Annotated in this window: 10 protein-coding genes; all 10 read right to left on the bottom strand. The window is 42.8% G+C overall.

Annotation, left to right across the window (positions count from 1 at the left end):
* Positions 1-193 precede the first annotated feature (193 nt).
* The 10 genes from GJV22_RS07885 to GJV22_RS07840 all read right to left on the bottom strand — a co-directional run bounded on the left by GJV22_RS07885 (position 194) and on the right by GJV22_RS07840 (position 19,160).
* Positions 194-1,720, bottom strand: coding sequence for a RagB/SusD family nutrient uptake outer membrane protein (locus GJV22_RS07885; protein ID WP_163711326.1), 1,527 nt, complete (start codon positions 1,718-1,720; stop codon positions 194-196).
* 29 nt (positions 1,721-1,749) lie between these two features.
* The gene (locus GJV22_RS07880) at positions 1,750-5,136 is read right to left on the bottom strand and encodes a SusC/RagA family TonB-linked outer membrane protein (RefSeq protein ID WP_205461793.1); all 3,387 of its coding nucleotides are present in this window, start codon (positions 5,134-5,136) and stop codon (positions 1,750-1,752) included.
* A 110-nt stretch (positions 5,137-5,246) separates the two neighbouring features.
* Complete coding sequence (locus tag GJV22_RS07875) at positions 5,247-6,236, bottom strand: FecR family protein (protein WP_163711322.1); 990 nt, start codon at positions 6,234-6,236, stop codon at positions 5,247-5,249.
* 442 nt (positions 6,237-6,678) lie between these two features.
* Complete coding sequence (locus GJV22_RS07870) at positions 6,679-7,797, bottom strand: family 43 glycosylhydrolase (RefSeq protein WP_205461792.1); 1,119 nt, start codon at positions 7,795-7,797, stop codon at positions 6,679-6,681.
* A gap of 178 nt (positions 7,798-7,975) precedes the next feature.
* Complete coding sequence (locus GJV22_RS07865) at positions 7,976-8,602, bottom strand: RNA polymerase sigma-70 factor (RefSeq protein WP_163711318.1); 627 nt, start codon at positions 8,600-8,602, stop codon at positions 7,976-7,978.
* A gap of 339 nt (positions 8,603-8,941) precedes the next feature.
* Positions 8,942-11,212 carry a beta-glucosidase BglX gene (gene bglX / locus GJV22_RS07860; RefSeq protein ID WP_163711315.1) on the bottom strand — a complete coding sequence of 757 codons (2,271 nt, stop codon included), beginning with the start codon at positions 11,210-11,212 and terminating at the stop codon, positions 8,942-8,944.
* Between the two features lie 30 nt (positions 11,213-11,242).
* Positions 11,243-12,886 carry an alpha-L-rhamnosidase-related protein gene (locus tag GJV22_RS07855; RefSeq protein WP_163711312.1) on the bottom strand — a complete coding sequence of 548 codons (1,644 nt, stop codon included), beginning with the start codon at positions 12,884-12,886 and terminating at the stop codon, positions 11,243-11,245.
* A 26-nt stretch (positions 12,887-12,912) separates the two neighbouring features.
* Positions 12,913-15,219, bottom strand: a complete 2,307-nt coding sequence (locus tag GJV22_RS07850) for a glycoside hydrolase family 3 C-terminal domain-containing protein (protein WP_163711309.1) — start codon at positions 15,217-15,219, stop codon at positions 12,913-12,915.
* Between the two features lie 43 nt (positions 15,220-15,262).
* Positions 15,263-17,476, bottom strand: coding sequence for a cellulase family glycosylhydrolase (locus GJV22_RS07845; protein WP_163711307.1), 2,214 nt, complete (start codon positions 17,474-17,476; stop codon positions 15,263-15,265).
* 172 nt (positions 17,477-17,648) lie between these two features.
* Entirely contained in the window at positions 17,649-19,160 is a 1,512-nt protein-coding gene (locus tag GJV22_RS07840; RefSeq protein ID WP_163711304.1) for a RagB/SusD family nutrient uptake outer membrane protein, read from the bottom strand.
* Between the last annotated feature and the right edge of the window lie 5 nt (positions 19,161-19,165).

Raw genomic sequence — 19,165 nt, 5'->3', positions numbered from 1 at the left:
ATTTGATCTGCAACAAATCAATTTGATCAGGAGCAATCATTTCCTGCGCATCCAAAGCAGTTCTTCCATTAAACGAATAAAAGCAACCAGGTAATATTCGTGCTTCCTTATCGGTACTAACTCAATTTTGACTAAGGAAAAAAAACGAATGGCTTATTGGGCTGTGTAGCCCAATAAGCCATTACTGTAAATATTAATTTCCTCCTGAATAACCTGGATTCTGATCTAGATCCGGATTCAATTGTAATTCACGCTGAGGAATTGGAAATATCTCCCGATGTTCATCAATATCTGTATAAGCAGATTCAACAGGTTGATATCCTTCCGGATAATAATAATCTTGTGGATTGGCTTTAACTCGAGCTCCAAAAGCAGTCATCACCTCAACCATCTCACCAGTCCGAACCAAGTCTAACCATCGCTTATTTTCAAACGCTAACTCCACCTGACGTTCGTGCATAATGATATCTCTCAAGCCGGATTGATCCGTTGTTGTAATATCATCCAATCCGGCCCTTGCTCTCACTTGGTTTAAGTAGGGTAAAGCATCTGCCGATTTTGACTGTTCATTTAAAGCCTCAGCCAAATAGAGCAATACTTCAGCATACCTGTACACCGGCCAGTTGTCATCGGTGTTATTCCAGGTAGAATGAGGATGCAAATATTTTTTGATATATGGATAGCCATCTACATAAGCGATCGAAGCGTCTTTTCTTAAGTCTCCGTCCTCATAACTCGCGATTAAATCCGGAGTTGGCGTATTCCATCCCCCTTGAGAGTTTGCCGAACCGGAAACACCAGTCACAACACTTGGGTCAACTAGCCTTGGTAAAAAGTTATAGATAAAATTACTCCGCTGCCCTTCTGTCGCACCTTGCATATATTGCACTTCAAACAAAGACTCCTGGTTGTTTTTATTGGTTGTCAAGTAGATGTTTTCATAACTGGGAACTAAGTCATACTGTCCTGAGGTTACGATCTCTTTCAAAATCGGCTCAGCTAACGACCACTCTTGCTGTACAATATATACGTTAGCCAGCAACATTTTTGCAGCTCCTGAAGTCGCGCGACCAGGTTCCTGGTCAGCTTTATTTGGCAGCATTGAGGCCGCAGCGGTTGCATCCAAGATAATCTGGTCATAAACCTGCTCTTTCGTACTTCTTGGCAAAGCTGTTTCTTCCATAGATGAAGCAGGAGTAACATGAAGCGGTACCCCACCATAATATTGTACTAAATCGAGATAGGCCAACGCTCTTAAAAACAATGCTTGCCCTTTCAGATTGTCTTTTGCTGAGCTATCTAATTCAACGTTATCGATCTGTACGATGACCTGATTTGCTCTACCAATCAAAATAAAATTATAATAATATTTCCATGCCTGGTAACCATTATCATAATCATCAAGGAAATTATCAATCCACTCACATGCCTCAAATCCACGGTTTCCTGTGTTCAAAATATAATGGGTATTATCTGAGCGCATCTCCCCCATAATCCAAGCTCCAAATCCCGGATTATCAGTCACACTAACACCATAAATATCTTGTAACGGCTTATAGGTGGCGCTGACTGCTTGTTCAAAATCGGCTTCCGTTTTGAAAAATGTTTCCGCTGATAAAGAACTCTCCGGAGCCACTTCCAGAAAATCAGAACAGGATGCCAGCAATAACAAAAGCGCCATTACTCTGGCAATATTTTTATATTTAATATGCTTATTCATAAGTTCAAATTTTAAATTACAGGTTACACTTAAAAATTGACGTTAACACCTATTGTAAATGTTCTCGGAACAGGATATGTCGAGTGGTCAATACCGAGGCTTAAAGCGTCTGCAGTACCTCCACCCCGGGTTGTCGCAACTTCCGGATTGCCCCCTTTATAACCTGAAATGACTAAAGCCTGCTGTATACTCCCATAAATCCGTGCACTCGACGCAAATTTGGAATTTCTGAATGTTAAATTGTAGCCAAGCGTGATGTTTTTAACCGTCAAATAACTACCATCGTAGACGTAAGTTGTATTGAAACTTCGGTTCAAGCCAGTAGCTCCGGCTTTTGTTGTACCATATTTCCCATTACCCGGATCCTCTGGCGATTTCCACCTGTTGGCCACTTCTTTTTCCACATTAAACACGCCATCTAAATTGGTGGTAAATTCTTGCGTCATGTAAGCAATATCATTACCATAAGTACCAGACATAACTATTGACAGATCGAAGTTTTTATATTTGAAACTATTCGTTATCCCAAACAGAAATACAGGAAGTGGATTGCCAATGACCGTACGATCATCCGCGGTAATCGAGCCATCTCCATTTACATCTTTCATTTTAGCAGATCCAACTGTTGACGTAACTTGCTTTGGAGAGTTATCAAAGTCATCTTGGTCAACGTAAACACCCTCCATAATATATCCGTAAAACTGGCCTAGTCTTTCTCCGACTTCCGTAACGCTAAAATCACCATAAATAGGAGCATCTGCGGTTCCCAATTTTATAACCTTATTGTCGTTAAACGAGATATTTAAATCAGTATCCCATTTCAATTTGCCAGTTGTATTCTTGGTGTTGACAGAGAATTCATGTCCCCAAAATTCCAACTCGCCAATGTTTGTAATAAGGTTTGGATAACCGGAAGCAAGAGGCACGTCAACCTGGTACAATAAATCACTGGTATTCTTATGGTAGTAATCGTAAGTAAAGTACACGCGATTTTTAAATAATCCCAACTCGAACCCAAGATCAACCTGCTTTGTTTGTTCCCATCCTAAATCAGGGTTTCCCAAAGTTGTTCCAATTCGCGCACTGGAAAGTGTATTATTGAAAACATAGTTAATGGTCTTCGATTGTCCTTCGCCATTCACACCAGTAAGGTTTCCAACCGAAGCATAATGAGTGTAGTTACCAATGTTATTATTCCCCGTGATACCGTAACTTGCTCTTATTTTCATGAAATTAACTGCTTCGATTTTTGGAAAAAACGCTTCATCTGAAGCAATCCAACCAGCCGAAATCGACGGGAAATACCCCCATTTATTTTCACTACCAAATCGAGATGACCCATCTGCACGAATTGCCGCACTTATCAGATACTTATCCTTGTAGGCATAATTCAAACGCGCAATACCTGACAACAAAGTCCATTCCTGTATGTCGGAAGTTGTTAATGTGGAAGTCGCTGCGTTTAATGTTTTAATCTGGTCGTCAGGGAAGTTGCTCGCCAATGTGGATGTAATATCGGCATGATATTTCTGAGCGGTTCCACCTATAAGCATATCAAAAGAATGATCCTGAATTGTCTTACTATACGTGGCTGTATTTTCAAACATCCAGGTATAATATTTCATGATATTCTGCGTAGCCTTCGGAATTTGTGGTGGTGGGTTAAATAAAGACCCTGCTGTTGAAGGTGTAAAATTAAAGAACTGTTCATCACTCAGTTCCGCACTTAAGTTGGATTTCACGAACAAATTTTTAATCAACTCATATTCAAGGTATCCATTAGCTATTAAGCGTGAAGTTTTCGTTTCATTTTCGACAACCTGCAAAACATTGTACCAGTTCGGATTTGGGAATAACCCAGGTCCGCTTGCTGTTAACGGGATTGTACCATCGTCATTTTTGTAAGGTGCCAAAGGTGTTGTCAGAATCGCTCCCTGAATGATACTTGGGACAGTCCACCAAACCCCGTCAGACTGTGGTGTTTTATTGATTGAAAATGAAGGCGCAATATTGACTACAGCTTTCAATTTGTCGTTAATCTGAAAGTCCGTATTAATCCGGGACGAAAAACGTCTGTAATTCGAGTTAAGCATAATCCCATCCATGTCATAGTAATCAACGACAGCAGCGGTTTTAAACTTTTCAGTTCCTCCTGTAATACTGAGGTTATAATTTTGCACGGGCGCAACACGGAATAAAATATCATACCAATCTGTTCCCTCACCATATTGCTCCGGGTTTTGATATGCAGGATCTACTTCGCGACCATTTTCAATAGCCAATTCTTTTTCAAATTGGGCAAACTCTCTCGCATTCATCATATCTGGCCTCCCCTTGTTCGGCAATACTTGAGCTCCGTAATAGGCGTTGAAGGTCACAGATGTTTTTCCGGCTTTACCTCTTTTGGTGGTTATTAATACCACACCGTTAGCTGCTCTTGAACCATAAAGGGAGGTGGATGCTGCATCTTTCAACACAGAAATACTTTCTATTTCATTTGGATTGATATTGTTTAGGTCACCTACAATCGGAGTTCCATCAACAACATACAAAGGGCTATTCCCGGCAGTGATCGAAGCCTGTCCCCGAACCCGAACGGTCATCCCCTGCCCGGGAATCCCTGTTGTTTGAGTAATTTGTACTCCTGCCAATTTCCCCTGCAGCTTTTGAGCGACCTGTGGTACCGGCATGTCGGTTAGTTCCTCGGCACTAACATTCTGAATAGATCCCGTCATATTCCTTTTGGTTTGGGTACCATAGCCAATAGCCACAACTTCACCCAGACCAATCGCTTCTTCTTCTAAGCTTACATTTATTTCCACACGTCCATCCAGCGTGATTTCCTGTGATTTCATCCCCACAAATGAAAAAGTAAGAACAGCATCGGCTGGTATGTTAGAGATCGTATAGTTTCCATCAAAATCTGTAATCGTACCGTTCATCGTACCTTTAACAGCGATTGTTACCCCTGGCAAAGGATTTCCCGCTGTATCGGTAACCTTTCCCCAAACTTTCTGTTGTTGGGCTAACACCGACATATTGGAAATAAATTCAGCTGGTTTGAGAACAATAAAGTTATTGTCCATTATTTTATAGCTGAAAGAACCGATTTCGGACAATTGACTTAAAATTTCATCGATTGAACGTCCGTTAAATTCTCGATTAAGCTTACTATCTAAAGCCAACTTATCATTTTCGTAAAAGAAACGATAGTCACTTTCTTTTTCAATCTGGTTTAAAACCTCTCTGACAGTCGCATTTCTGTCAACTAGGTTGAAGCGTTTTGCTTGCGATACAGCAGCAGAACTGTATAAAACAGCAACAAGCACTAAAAAGAGAGTTAGTTTCATAATAATAATTCCCTTTCTGACCAGCCGTAAAAACTCACAGCGGTCGAACGTTAGATTTTTTTTCATAATTTTAGGCTTCTATTTAGTTAGTAATTGTGCCTTTGGACTGCGAATCTTACAGGCACATTATTTAAACTTTTAAGATGACCGGGAAACACTGCGAATGTTTTCCGGTTTTATCTTGAGTAAAAGGTTACTTTCCGATTTTTCTCATTCCATTTATATTTTAGTGATGATGCATATTCAAGCGCTTCCAGTATATTTCCAAGGTTATCATCTTTCATGGAGCCGCTATAGGTGTGCCGACGAACTTCTTCATCGCCAAAATGAACCTGAATATCAAACAGTCGCTCCAACCTTATGGCCAATGATTCTATTGTCTCTCCCCGGACAGTGAATATTCCTCTCGTCCAATCCATGTAATAGTCGTCCGCCACCTTTACCTTTTCGTAATGGCCACGATTGTCGACTCTCACCAAATCATTGGGGGACATATAGATTCGCTCCTTTCCATTCAACACGAGTTTAACTTTTCCGCTTTTCAAATAGGTTGATGCCACACATTCCTCACAATAATTACACTGGTTAAATTGGGTACCCAGCACTTCAACTTTTAGCTTGCCCGATTCGACAACAAATGGCTTGTCCGGATTTTTTTTAACACTAAAAAAAGCTTCCCCCACCAGGGAAACCTCCCGTTTAGAACCGTTGAAAGATGCTGGAAAACGCAAGGTTGACCCACTGTTAATCTTCACCTCGGACCCATCAGGAAGTACAACGGTTGACCTTTCGCCTCGCGCAACAATCACCTCAGTTGTCTGACTCGTTGATGATCGAGAAAATATATTCGAAGCGAAATAGCCGATTGTTCCCGACACCAAAACAGCCACAACCAGTACTGCCGCATATTTCAATATGCTTAGGTTTGTCATCCGAATACGATTGGGGGTAGGATTGACCTCAATTCGAGAAAGGATTTTTTCAATCTCGACCTGAATGAACTCATCGTCAAGCTCGTTTTCGATACCAGCCAGAATCCAGATGTTTTGAAGGCGATTCAGTTCTTTTCTAAATTCTTCAGATTCCAAAGAAAGACGCTCTACCTCCGCTTTCTCTGACTCATTGGATTGACCAGTAACATATCTGTAAAGAGTATCTTCGTTCATAATTCTTACGCTTTATATTAGTAGAACGGAAGAGCGAAATTTTACCCTGAGTCGAAAATCACTATTTTTCAAAAAAAAACGAAAAGAAATAGCCAAACCGAAAACACGCCACTAAAAAACACGACTAATCACACAACAACACGTCCATCTAATTTTTCCGGACAGCAAACAAAAAGCACACGTGTACATCGCTGGTTCACATGTGTGCTTTAGTCAATCAACCTTCCCACTCAACGAAAATAGGCTGAGCTCAACAATGAAACTTCTTATGTCCACTATTATCTACTTGCACAGGCATCATTTGTACTCAAACTAGGATTGCGCTGCCATCCACTTAACGAAATTGGAAATACAAAATCTGTCTCTTTGAAAGTTGCTACTGCTGCATTCTCAGCCTCATCAATTCAATTTAAATAACTTCTCTTTTCTAGTTCTGGGACTATTACCTTTTCCACCAGGGGATGGGTCCATCGCTCACCTCAAATTCCTCAAGTTGCCATTCGTCCTCCCAAGAAACGTATGCTGTATCACCATGGAATCTGATGGGCAGCCAGACATAGGTTGCCTCGCTCGTTTCTGCTTCTTCCCCGCCATTGATCAATGACGTTTTTGCCATCCACCTGTCTCCAATCGCAATATAGAGCCCATAGCGGGTGGGGTGTTTGAATACAGAGCTAAATTGACAATCAAAGCTTGTACCCTCATCATCATCAACACAAAACTTCCCCAATACATCATAGCCACCATGAGTTAATTTTGAGACAGCAACTTCCGTAGGGTTAGGATGATATCCGGTCGTTCCTGATGAGATCACATAATATTTGTCTTCCTTTTTAAAGAAACAAGGTGCTTCTCTGGCAAGAGGTGGCTCGGTATGAGGGAAATGGCTGGAATAGTTCCCTGTCACATCCAGATAATCATCGGTTAAATCAGCAATCACGACCTCCGTATGCACTCTATCAGCAATAAAATAACCTTTGCCGTCTCTTTCGTCAACCCATAAGTCAAAATCGCCCGTTTCCATGCCCAACGGACGGATGATCTTTACCATTTTAAACGGTTTCGTAATGTCATCTGAAACTGCAATTCCCATATACTGTGTGAGCCAATCATAATGGTCCTCATTAGTACCGGCAAATTTCACCCACATAACAAACTGTTTTGTTCGTTTATTATAGATAATATGGGGACGGTCCATTATACGTTCCGGATGCATTGGATTTGAGATGTCATCCGCTACTTCCAGGATGGTTCCCTCATCATTCCAATTATACAAATCAGTGGAAGAATAAAGCTTTACGCCATTATGCCATACTTTCCCACCTGGTTTATAGGTTTCTTTATCTTCTCCATACCAGTAGTACATCCCCTCATGGTACAGAACAGAACCACCATGAGTTTGAATTAATTTACCATTTGTATCATACCAGGGCTGGCCCGGTCTAAAGGTTTTAATTGTACCTGCCTCCTGCGATTTTTGATTTTTTTGCCCACTAACTGACACCACTAGTGCCATTACGATTCCTATCAGTATCACTACACTTGCAATTGATTTTTTCATAACTCCTTCGATAAATAAAAGTTTTGTTAGATTTTACGGCTCCTTTCTTCTGGGTATTGAGCGCTATACTAGTAGAACGGAAGAAGAAAGATATACCCTGAGTGGGAACTCAACTTTTTTCAAAAAACCGGAATAGAAACAGCAAACATGAAATCGTTCACAACAAAAGATCTAATAATCAAATAGTAGCACACTCTCCCAAAGAATTCCAAAATAGAAACAGAAGATGAAAAGTTTCCGGGAATTTATGTTCCAACTCTTCACGAATGGTTTTTAGCGCTTTGGTAATATGACTCTCAACTGTTTTTAATGAAAGGCCTAACTGATCTGAAATTTCACGATTTTTCAGTCCTTTTTCCCTGCTTAGAATAAAGATAAGCCGACATTGATCTGGTAACGAACCAATTATTTTATCAATCCCTGATTGAAACTCTTTCGTGAAAATTTCATCTAAAATCGGATCATGCAGTGCATTATAGCTATTCTTCAATCTCACATATTCATCCTTTTTATCTTTTTGAAACTGCAATGAGGCTCGTTCCTTCCGGATAACATCAATACAACGGTTGCGAGTGATTGTAAAAAGATAGGCTTTCAGACTGGTATCCTGGTATAGTTGTTCGCGATGATCCCATAACTGAAGAAAGACATCCTGCAAAACCTCTTTACTCCATTCATCATTCTTTAAATAGCCATTCGCAAAATTAAAAAGCCGAGCGTACCATGCCTCCATGATTTGTTTTAAGGATCCTTTTTGGTTGGACTTTAGAGCATTCAACAAATTCGCCTCGGGTATTCGTGGCATAAATTAGGGGTAATTAGTTTACCTTGAAGATAATTTAATTATCCCAAAATCTCCACTAAATGTTATAGAATATAGGGAGTTTAACTGCATAAAGCCTAACGATAAAAGGAAAATATAACCTTTACCAAAACCGCGTTGTCTGAGGAATCTAGTTCACCATTCAAACAAGATTTGCAATAGGGACTAGAATTCCACCATCCCATCCAAAAAGCTATTTCACTGACATTCCCTTTTGCAGCATTCCTCCCCTTTTTACAAATAAAAAGGGACCGACTAAAATTTAAGCATTAATCGGTCCCAAAAACGAGTTTAGGTATTGGTTTAAGTATCAGAAAGGACTTACTCAAGGGTAAAGTTTATCGCTTTTATATCTCGGGAGTTGAACCCGATTTCGAGTCGGAATTCTCCGGGTTCGGCTTGATATTTCAAGGCTGAATTGTAAAACTTCAAATCGTCGATGGTAATTTTAAAGCCAATGGTTTTTGTCTCGCCCGGCTTAAGATAAACCTTCTGAAAATGTTTCAGTTCCTTTTGTGGCCGGGTGATGGTAGCCACCAAATCCCGGACATACAGTTGTACGGTTTCCTCACCCGCCATTCCTCCCGTATTGGTCAGACTAACAGTAGCCGTTAGCGTATCGTTCTCCGAAAAAGTTGTCTTGTTCAACTGAATATCATTCATCGTAAACGAAGTATAGCTTAATCCATAGCCAAACGGGTAGAGCGGACTGTTGGCTACATCAAGATAACGGCTGGTATATTTCACACCATCCCAAAACGGGCGTCCCGTTGTTTTCATACTGTAATACACCGGCACCTGTCCTACTTTTCGGGGAAAGGACATTGTGAGTTTTCCCGATGGATTATAATCTCCGTAAAGGATATCCGCCACCGCATTTCCGGTTTGCGAACCTGCCGACCAGCACTGCAGGATGGCTGCGCAGTTCTCATTTTCCCATTCCAGTGTCACCGGACGTCCGGTGACCAAAACTAGGACCACTGGCTTACCGGTTTCAACGAGTTTGTGAAGGAGTCGCTTTTGTGAAGCCTGCAAACTAATATCTGCCATGCTGGCTGCCTCGCCATTCATCGCAGCCGATTCTCCTAAAACTGCCACCACAACATCCGCAGATTGTGCAACTTCCAATGCTTCAGCAATGAGCTCGTCATTGCTTTGCTCGTCCATCGAATATCCAATTAGGTTAGCCATAGCGCCATCATCAGTCAGCTTAGCACCTTTGGCGTAGCTTACTACACTTCGTTTTCTCAATCCTTCGAGAACCGTGGTTACACGGGTTTCATCGCCATTAAGCACCCAAGTGCCCATAGCGTCTTTCTTCGAATCCGCTAACGGACCAACAACAGCTATTTTCTGTCCTTCTTTTAAGGGAAGAGTCTGATTTTCGTTTTTAAGCAATACAGCAGATTTTCGAGCTGCATCAAGTGCTAAGTCCATAAAACGCTTATTCTGTAGGCTATTTCCATCGGCTTCCTTTAGCCTCAAAAACGGATCAACAAACAAACCCAATTTATATTTCGCTTCGAGTACGCGCCGGCACGCCAGGTTGATTTCAGCCATCGTCACTGCACCGCTTGCCAAGGAGGTTTTCAAGGTGTTGACGAAACCTTCACTCACCATATCCATGTCGATGCCGGCATCCAATGCCAGGGCTGAACAGCTTTCGAGATCGCCTAAGCCGTGTGCGCCCATTTCGCGAATAGCAGTGTAATCAGTCGCTATAAAACCACTAAAGCCCCAATCTTTCCGCAATACATCATCAATCAGCCACTTGTTGGAAGTTGCCGGAACTCCGTTGATGTCGTTGAAGGAAGTCATAACTGAACCAACACCTGCATCAACAGCAGCCTGGTATGGAGGCAGGTAGTCCTGAAATATTTTGATTTCACTCATATCAACCGTATTGTAGTCGCGTCCGCTTTCAGCAGCTCCATAAAGCGCAAAATGTTTCACACAAGCCATTACTGCATCCGGTTTTGCCATGTCGTCCCCCTGATAGCCCACAACCATCGCCTTCGCAATCAGGGAACCAAGGTACGGGTCTTCTCCGGCACCTTCGGCAACACGCCCCCATCGAGGATCGCGCGACACATCGACCATGGGTGAAAAGACCCAATCGATCCCGTCGCGACTTGCTTCAACAGCAGCTGCACGGGCTGTTTGCTTTATCAATTCCGGATCCCAACTGCACGACAGTCCCAGGGGAATTGGGAAAACAGTACGGTGTCCGTGAATCACATCCTGCGCAAAAATTATTGGAATACCCAATCGCGACTGTTCAACAGCCAGCTGCTGCACCTGCATGCGTACGTCCTTCGACTCGATATTGAAAAGACCACCAACGAGACCGTCTTTTACCTTCTCGCTAACGCCTGAGTTGGCAGCAGCTCCGGTCTGGAGGCTGCCATCCCAAGCGAGGAGATTTAGTTGGCCTAGTTTTTCATCTAATGTCATTTTGGACATCAAAGAGTCAATAAATATCTTTCTTTCTCCGGGTTTGTCTACGTTACTTCCTTTTGCCGAAAGGCCGGTGGGCAACAAAAAAGCCAAAAAGACTAGTGCTGACAATCGATGATTACCAGTAAATTTCATATTCTGTTATTGTTTAGAGTTTTAGTCTGCCTACTGCTGAAATATACCGGGGTATTTGCGGATGAAATAAACCGGCGTACAACTCCATGCATGGCAATAACTGTTGATCGGATAGAAGTTGTAAGGCGACAGAAAATCGTTGTTCGGATCATATACTTCCCAAAAGGTATCAGCGCCTTTTTTAACCATGCCTCCCCAATAGTTTACCAGCAGTTCTTTGGCTTTAGCCTGCATATTGCAATTGATTAAAGCCTGAATAAAATAATGATACATATACGGACCGCCCGGATAAAGCGCCTCCGGCGTATCCATCACTGTCGTCAATGCCTTCTGACTTTGTTTCTCGTTCAGCACACCTCCCAGGATCATCCAGATTTGTGAAGCATATGAAATTTGCTGATCGTCACCGCACTCAAACAGACCATCTTTTTTATTGAAAAGATTAGCCATGGCTGCTTTCTTCATCGTTTTGATCAACGAAGGAACCTTCACCACTTCGCTTTCCTTTCCCAAAAGTGTTGCCAACTCATAGGTTTCGTTCAGTACAAATAACATCAATCCCTGGATAGCAGCATTCTTGTTCAACCCTTCTTTCCAATCGAAGAATAACCACCATTCTTTATTGGCGCGTTCGTAATCAATTAGTCCATCTTCACCGACGTAATTGAAGATGATATCCAACTGACGTTTCGCAACGGGCCAAAGTACTTCTGCTGTGACTTTATCACCTGTGGCCTGCAGATAATTCTTCAGGGTCACATTATACAGCAAGGAGTAGTCCATTAACCGCTGGCCAGCCTGAGGATGTGGCTCCGGTTCCTCAAAAATAGTCCCTAACACATAACCTTCGTCATCACTTAACCCGGCCAAAATATAGAGACATCTTTTTGTCAGATTGTGATTCTCATAGGAGTAAACATTCGCGAGAGATTCCAGATACATGTCTCCCACCCACAAACGGCGATCACGTTTGGGGCCATCTTCGTAAACCGTTTGCATACATTCTTTCAGCGTCTTCAAACCAATTTCATCAATTTTTTTCACAATTGGAGATGCTGTTGCAGCCAATGCTTCTGGTTGTTTAACAGCTGAGGTTAGCGCTTTAAACTGAATGTCACTGATTCCAAAATCAAAATAAGGCGAAGTTCCCGTAAGTTCTATTTTGATGTAGCGGCAAGAAACCCGGCGACTGAGCGTGTTCGTTGAAGGAACATTCATAATCGTCATCTGCTCATCCTGCAGCCAAGCGCGACTGATTGTTCCCGGGAAAGGATCGAATGGAGTTGCCAACTCGGCTGGAACTTCGCCAAATGTAAGCCGAAACCGGACAGGCGAATCTGCTGCCCCCCAAATTGTCTTCAGCTTGAAGGTGAAATACCCAGTGTAATGATCACCAAGATCAACAATAACTTCTTTTATTTGCCGGATTGATTTGCTGTAAAGCGAATCAATTGGTGCTACCTTTCTAGCTTCCCAGCCTTGAAAAGCATTCTCGTTCTGGACCAACTCAACTAAAGTTGCAGGCTTAACAATCGTTTCAGTAAGCTTCGGTTTTAAAGCTTCTGCCTTTTCTATCCATTGTTTGCCATTGGGGTAATAGTTTTGAGCCACTGCCTGACTGGATACCGCCAGTAACAGGACAAAGAGTAATACTTGAATATGTAATTTCTGCATGGTGTAAAATTTCAGTTGTTCCTTATTTAGTAGTTAAAAACGACCTGCTGGTCGAGTGCAATCTCTGTTCTCAGCCGAATATCTTCGGACGAAGCACCAAGCAGGACGTCGTAAGCACCAGGCTCTGTGATCCAGGCTTTCTGTTTGGGATCATATCCGGCCAGATCTTCGGCTGTAATTTCAAATTTCAGGGTTTCCAATTCACCGGGTTTCAACAAAGCGGTTTTCGCAAAATGTTTCAGCTGAATCATTTTCGAGTCTTTCGCTTTCAGATAAAGCTGAACCACTTCCTGTCCGTTGCTTACCCCGGTATTGGTAACACTTAGCTCAATCTCGCATTTATGATCCGGAAGTGAGTCGACCGAGAGATTGTTGTAGACAAAGTCTGTGTAAGACAAACCGAAGCCAAATTCATAAGAAGTGGCAACACCTGCTTCCCTATAGTATCGGTACCCCACTGCAGTTCCTTCCGTGTAATCAGCTTGTTGAGGATTAGTTGACGGATTAGGGAAATAGGGTGCGGAAGGAACATCATTGTACTTCACAGGAAAAGTCATCGTCAGTTTTCCGGAGGGTGTAACATCTCCGGAGAGAATTTGTGCAATAGCATTTCCGGCTTCCTGCCCCGGCTGCCAGGCTAGCAAGATCGCATCAGCCTCATTTTTCCACGAAGCTGTTTCGATGACTCCACCAATATTCAGAACAACCACCAGCTTCTTTCCTTTCGCATGAAAAGCTTTGGATAGCTTTTTGACCATTTGTTGCTCTGCAGCGGTTAACCCAAAATCATCCGCCACTTTACGATCAGCAAACTCACCCGATGTTCTGGAGATGGTAAACAAAGCCAGATCGCAATCAACAGCAAACTGCTTCAGTTCGGCTTCGCTCCAATTCTTCTCCTGCAGCATGATATCGGGATCAAAATAAGATTTCTTCTCTCCCACTCTCTCTTTTTCCTGTTTCACATGCTCCGCATAGGCAGGTTCCAATTCGTCGGGAATCTTATAACCTTTATTCTCCAAACCTTCTCTAATCGACACGGTGTATGAACTATTTACATTACCGCTGCCGGTACCACGAGAAATCGTCTCGAAACTAGCGATACCGAATGCTGCAATTTTAGAAATCGACTTACCCAGCGGAAGCGTATTCCGGTTGTTTTTAAGCAGCACCATCCCGTCGGTAGCTGCTTGTGCCGCAACTTTGGCGTGCGCCTGAAGATCAGGATTGTCGCTGTAATCATAGCCATTGAAACGCGGTGTCTGTTTGATAATATTGAGAATCCGATCAATATTCCGGTCTACAATGGCTTCATCCAACTCGCCATTCTCGACAGCTTTAGCAATCTGTTCTGCAATATATTTGCTCCCGGGCATTTGCAGGTCGTTGCCAGCCTTCACTTGCTGAATGCGGTCGCGACCGGCAAACCAGTCGGTCATTACAAAACCCGAGAAGCCCCAATCCTTTCTTAGGATCGAATCCAGCAAAACCGGATTTTCGGAACAATAAACGCCATTAATTTTGTTGTAGGCCGACATCACCGTCCAGGGATTCGATTTTTTGACGGCGATCTCAAAACCTTTCAAATAAATTTCGTGCAATGTTTTCTCGTCAATATTCGCATTAATCGACATACGATTGGTTTCGTTGTTGTTGGCTGCAAAGTGCTTGATCGACGTGCCAACGCCAACAGACTGAACACCGTTTACCATGGCTGCAGCCATCTCTCCTGATATAACCGGATCTTCTGAATAGTATTCAAAGTTGCGGCCTCCCAGTGGATTGCGATGAATGTTCAAAGCAGGAGCCAGGAGGATATCGACACCATATTCTTTGGCTTCAGTACCCATACATTTGCCAACTTTTTGGACAAGCTCTGTATCCCACGAACAAGCTAACAATGACTCGATGGGGAAAGCAGTCGCATAAAAAGTTTTTGAGGTATCGGGACGCGTAGGGTCAATACGGACACCTGCCGGGCCATCAGCCAAAACAATCGACGGAATTCCCAAGCGGGGAATGGCATAGGTTGTTCCGGCGGCACCCGGCACCAGTTTTTCCGTTTTTCCAACAACCGGAGGCTGTGACATAAAAAGCGTATCGGCACCCCCAAATATGGAAGGATACCCGCGCGGAAAGCCGGGATCATCGCCAACCAACAATTGGGCTTTTTCATCCAAAGTCATTGCTGCAATTACTTCCTGGTTGGAACTAACGCCAAGTTTTACTGGTGTTTTATTTGAGCCACAACTGATCAGGCTAGCCAATCCGACAAGGGCTGCAATTCGTTTTAGGTTTCGATTTAATGGGTTCTTTGATCGTCTTATTCTCATAGCTTCAGTTCAATAATATGCGGTTTTTATGCAAAAAAATCGTTTAAAGCACAACTAGTTTTTCTGTTTTGCGTCCAAATTCGACCAGGTAGATTCCGGCAGTCAAGAACGATAAATCAAGGGTTCCGGCTCCCTGAATTTCCCGCTTAAAAACATTTATGCCATTGGCATTGTAGATGGACAAAAGCCTTTCCTGCGAGTTCTCCAATGTATAGTTTAGTCTTTGCCCCTGGCACAACGGATTCGGGTAAATCAGGGATGAATTTTCAAGATCATTAACCGATGTTGAAATATCCTTTTTATCCCAATAATAGACTTCCCAGCCATCGATTCCGGTACGATTAGCATTGATTGGGATACTACCACCCTCCATGGAAACAAAGCCTCCCTTACCAAGCAGTGCCATTTTTCCTCCAGCCAGATCAATCCAGTAAAATTTTTCTGTTTCACCAATGACATCTTTATCGCAGGTCATTGAGCTGGTTCCGTTGTTGGAACTCACATATTTCCCATTGTTTCCTTTCAGGGCGATAAAACCTTCTCCGGCATCTTCAATCAAAAAATATTCACTATCGGTACGTAACGACCTGTTACAAGTCATCGCAGCGTTTCCGCCCTCAGAGCTTATAAAGGTATTGTTGTAAGCTTCGAAACTGATATAGCTGCCGATGCCCCGATAGGCTATTCGTTCCGTATTTCCGCGGATCGTATCAATTAAGCCGGCATTGCGATAGAAGTATTTTGTTTCAAACTTATCCCATTTCGCCTTAATGGTTTCCTCCGATTCAAAACTAAGGTCCGGGATTGGGTTTGAATTTCCCAGGTACAATCCCCAGTTTAAATTCGAAGTCATGTTTTTGTACGTCCAGTTCGACCAGGCACCGTTGAAACAGTTTAATCCATTCATCCACTTACTCCACAGATCGAGAAATCCCCAGAAGTTATACTCACCGGCCAAAACCGGAGTATCCCACTGAAGCTGGTGCCAGGCCATATCTCCTAAAGCCCAGTTAATAAAACCGTTTTGAGAATCCCAATTATAAAAATCAGTATTGTAATAATGGGCTTGATATAACATATTCTCCCATCCACGCTGACTTGGAGAGTCAATCATATCGAAGTTATAGAAGGCTTGAACGGAAATAATATGATCCGGGTCGATAGCACGAACTGCTTTGTAAATCAGATCATACATATCACTTGTTGTAAATGATGAATTGCTGCTGACAGGTTCATTCATCAAGTCGTAGGCACAAACTGCCGGTTCTCCCTTGAAATGTGTAGCAACTGCTTTCCACAGATCAACCGTCATTTGCTGAGATTCCGGATCGTTCCACAGTTCATTGGTCGTTGCCTGTCCGCTGGTAATATAACCATCCAACCCTCCGGGTGCTCCATGCAAATCGAGCATGACATAAATTTCGCGTTGGGAACATTGCTCAACCACCCAATCCAGTTGTTTAAAACCATTGGCTTTGATGGTTCCGTCATTGTTCATCACTTCCATCCAATAAAACGGAACACGAACCATATTCATTCCCATGGCTTTTATGCTGTCCATATCAGTCGTTGTAATCCACAGATCCTGGTAGTAATCCCAAAGTTCGTCGGTCTTATCCACGCCAAACCGATCATAATTTGCATTGCGCACAGAATAATCATCATTCATCAACAAGTAAAATTCGGCAATCGACCAGCTATTATCGGAATTCCCTTTTTGAGCAACTTTTATAAACTGAGCCTCTACCGCTCCGATGTAAACATCGATTACTTTTGTTGTTCCGGTACCGTTAGCAACTTCAGTCCAGCTAATTCCGTCGTTTGATATCGAAATACGGTAGAAAGAAGGTGTTTCATCTGCCACATCGCCGGCGTTCATTGTTATTTTATCGAATACAACCTTCTTTTTACAATCGATCGTAATCGTCTGCCCATCTGTTGCAACCTGTGCAGTTCCTGAATTCCATTTTGTTGACTCATCGCCATCCAACATGTAGGATAAGTTAGTACCGGAAACAGAAGCTGAGCCTGACACAATCCAGTTATCCCGATTAATCGCACCATAGCCAAGCGGGCCAATCCAATATTCCATACTCAACCAGGAGCCAAGGTTGGTTCCCCGCAAAGCAACAAGCTCCCCTTCTCCGGATTGATTTTTAATAACCGGCCCGGCAGCTTTCAGAAAATCTGAGCTGTCGAACTGCGCATAACCCGCAAGGGTCGTAAAACAAAACAGTCCCACTAAAAATGTGCGCATGTTTTTAAATATTCTATTCATTATTCAAGTCGATACAGGTTTGTAAATCGGGTTTATCCAACAGAAAATTTAGATACAGCAGTGGCATTATCACCAATTTTGACCGATGATTTAGCTCCTAATAAGTAAGCATAGGCGACCACTACAGCCGCAATGGTCGCCTATTTTCAAATTAATATCCGGGATTTTGTTCCCAATCCGGATTTAAACGCATCTCACGTTCGGGAATTGGAAATAACAAATGGTCTTCAGTTACATTGTAAGCTTCAGTAATTGGGCCAACTCCATCGGGATAATAGTATGCTTGCGGATTCGCTTTAATTTTAGCTCCCTGTGCATTCATGACATCGACAGCGATTCCCCAACGCACCAAATCCAACCAACGTTTATTTTCGAAAGCCAATTCAATTTGACGTTCTTTTATGATCGCTTCACGTAATTGCGATTGATCAGCAATAGTCAGCGCACTTAAACCCGTACGCGAATGTGCATGTACCTGGTTCAAATAGCCCAATGCCGCCCCTGTATTTCCCTGTTCATTGGTTGCTTCAGCCAACATCAACAAGACTTCGGCATAGCGATAAACTGGCCAGTCGTCGTTTGTATTCGGAGCGATTGAGGCACCATGAACATACTTTTTCACATACGGACGGTTTACATAGCCTTCACCCGAGTAATAACCAATCGACGCATCCATGCGCATATCACCCGATTCATATTCGGCAATTAAATCCGGAGTCGGTGTGTTCCAACCAGCATAAGCATTGGAGTTGCCATTCGGAAATCCGGGAATAACGCCGGGATTACTCAAAATTGGCAAAAAGTTATAGGCAAAGTTACTGGCTGCTCCAGCTGTCGGGTCATCAGTGAACTGGACCTCAAAAATCATCTCCGAATTATTCTTATTCCCGGGGTTAAAAATAGCTGCATAATCAGATTGCAAGGTATAACCAGACACACTACTTAAAGCAGTCTCCGCTTTGGCCCAATCTTCCAGCACCAGGTAAACATTTCCCAATAGTGTATAAGCCGCTCCATTGGCGACATAGCCTGTTGTCTGAGCTGCCTTTGCCGGCAAAATAGCGGCCGCTTCAGCAGCATCTGCGATAATCTGTTCATAAATCGCGTCGGTAGATGCTCTGTCTTGTAGCGTTTGAGCATAGCTTGTTGGTGGGTTGATTACCAACGGAACTTCGCCAAAGTATTGAACTAAATCGAAATAAGCGAAAGCTCTCAAAAACAGCGCTTGTCCTTTGTAGTTATTTTTGGCGTCGTCGCTAATGTCTGCATCATCGATCCGACTTAGAATTTGGTTTGCGCGTCCGATTACTATGTAATCATTATTGTACTTGTTAGAAATTGGTCCACCATTGGAATCATCAATAAACAGGTCTACATATTCCCGGTCGGCATATCCTCTGTTGGAGGCATTATAGCTAAAGGTCGTATTATCCGATCTCATTTCACCCATGGACCAGGCTCCGTAGCCTGCCAATCCAGTATTATACAGCGATCGAACCGGCTGATAAACCCCAATAATAGCTTGGGCAAAGTCAGATTCGGTTTTATAAAAATCTTCTGCCGAAACTACGGTTTCAGGCAAATTGGTCAGAAAGTCTTCTTTGCATGAACTTGTCGCAAATACGACAACAAGCAGCAGATATATGATATTAATTTTTTTCATTTTTC

The sequence above is a fragment of the Mangrovibacterium lignilyticum genome, from assembly GCF_010882175.1.
GTDB classification, from domain to species: domain Bacteria; phylum Bacteroidota; class Bacteroidia; order Bacteroidales; family Prolixibacteraceae; genus Mangrovibacterium; species Mangrovibacterium lignilyticum.
Note: the sequence above shows the minus strand (reverse complement) of the source record. Positions and strands in the feature narration are given on the sequence as shown.

What these genes read in the sequence shown, in the direction of transcription:
- GJV22_RS07880 (WP_205461793.1), bottom strand. Translation starts at nt 5,136, where the DNA reads ATGAAAAAAAATCTAACGTTCGACCGCTGTGAGTTTTTACGGCTGGTC.
- GJV22_RS07845 (WP_163711307.1), bottom strand. Translation starts at nt 17,476, where the DNA reads ATGCGCACATTTTTAGTGGGACTGTTTTGTTTTACGACCCTTGCGGGT.
- GJV22_RS07870 (WP_205461792.1), bottom strand. Translation starts at nt 7,797, where the DNA reads ATGAAAAAATCAATTGCAAGTGTAGTGATACTGATAGGAATCGTAATG.
- bglX (WP_163711315.1), bottom strand. Translation starts at nt 11,212, where the DNA reads ATGAAATTTACTGGTAATCATCGATTGTCAGCACTAGTCTTTTTGGCT.
- GJV22_RS07850 (WP_163711309.1), bottom strand. Translation starts at nt 15,219, where the DNA reads ATGAGAATAAGACGATCAAAGAACCCATTAAATCGAAACCTAAAACGA.
- GJV22_RS07875 (WP_163711322.1), bottom strand. Translation starts at nt 6,236, where the DNA reads ATGAACGAAGATACTCTTTACAGATATGTTACTGGTCAATCCAATGAG.
- GJV22_RS07865 (WP_163711318.1), bottom strand. Translation starts at nt 8,602, where the DNA reads ATGCCACGAATACCCGAGGCGAATTTGTTGAATGCTCTAAAGTCCAAC.
- GJV22_RS07840 (WP_163711304.1), bottom strand. Translation starts at nt 19,160, where the DNA reads ATGAAAAAAATTAATATCATATATCTGCTGCTTGTTGTCGTATTTGCG.
- GJV22_RS07855 (WP_163711312.1), bottom strand. Translation starts at nt 12,886, where the DNA reads ATGCAGAAATTACATATTCAAGTATTACTCTTTGTCCTGTTACTGGCG.
- GJV22_RS07885 (WP_163711326.1), bottom strand. Translation starts at nt 1,720, where the DNA reads ATGAATAAGCATATTAAATATAAAAATATTGCCAGAGTAATGGCGCTT.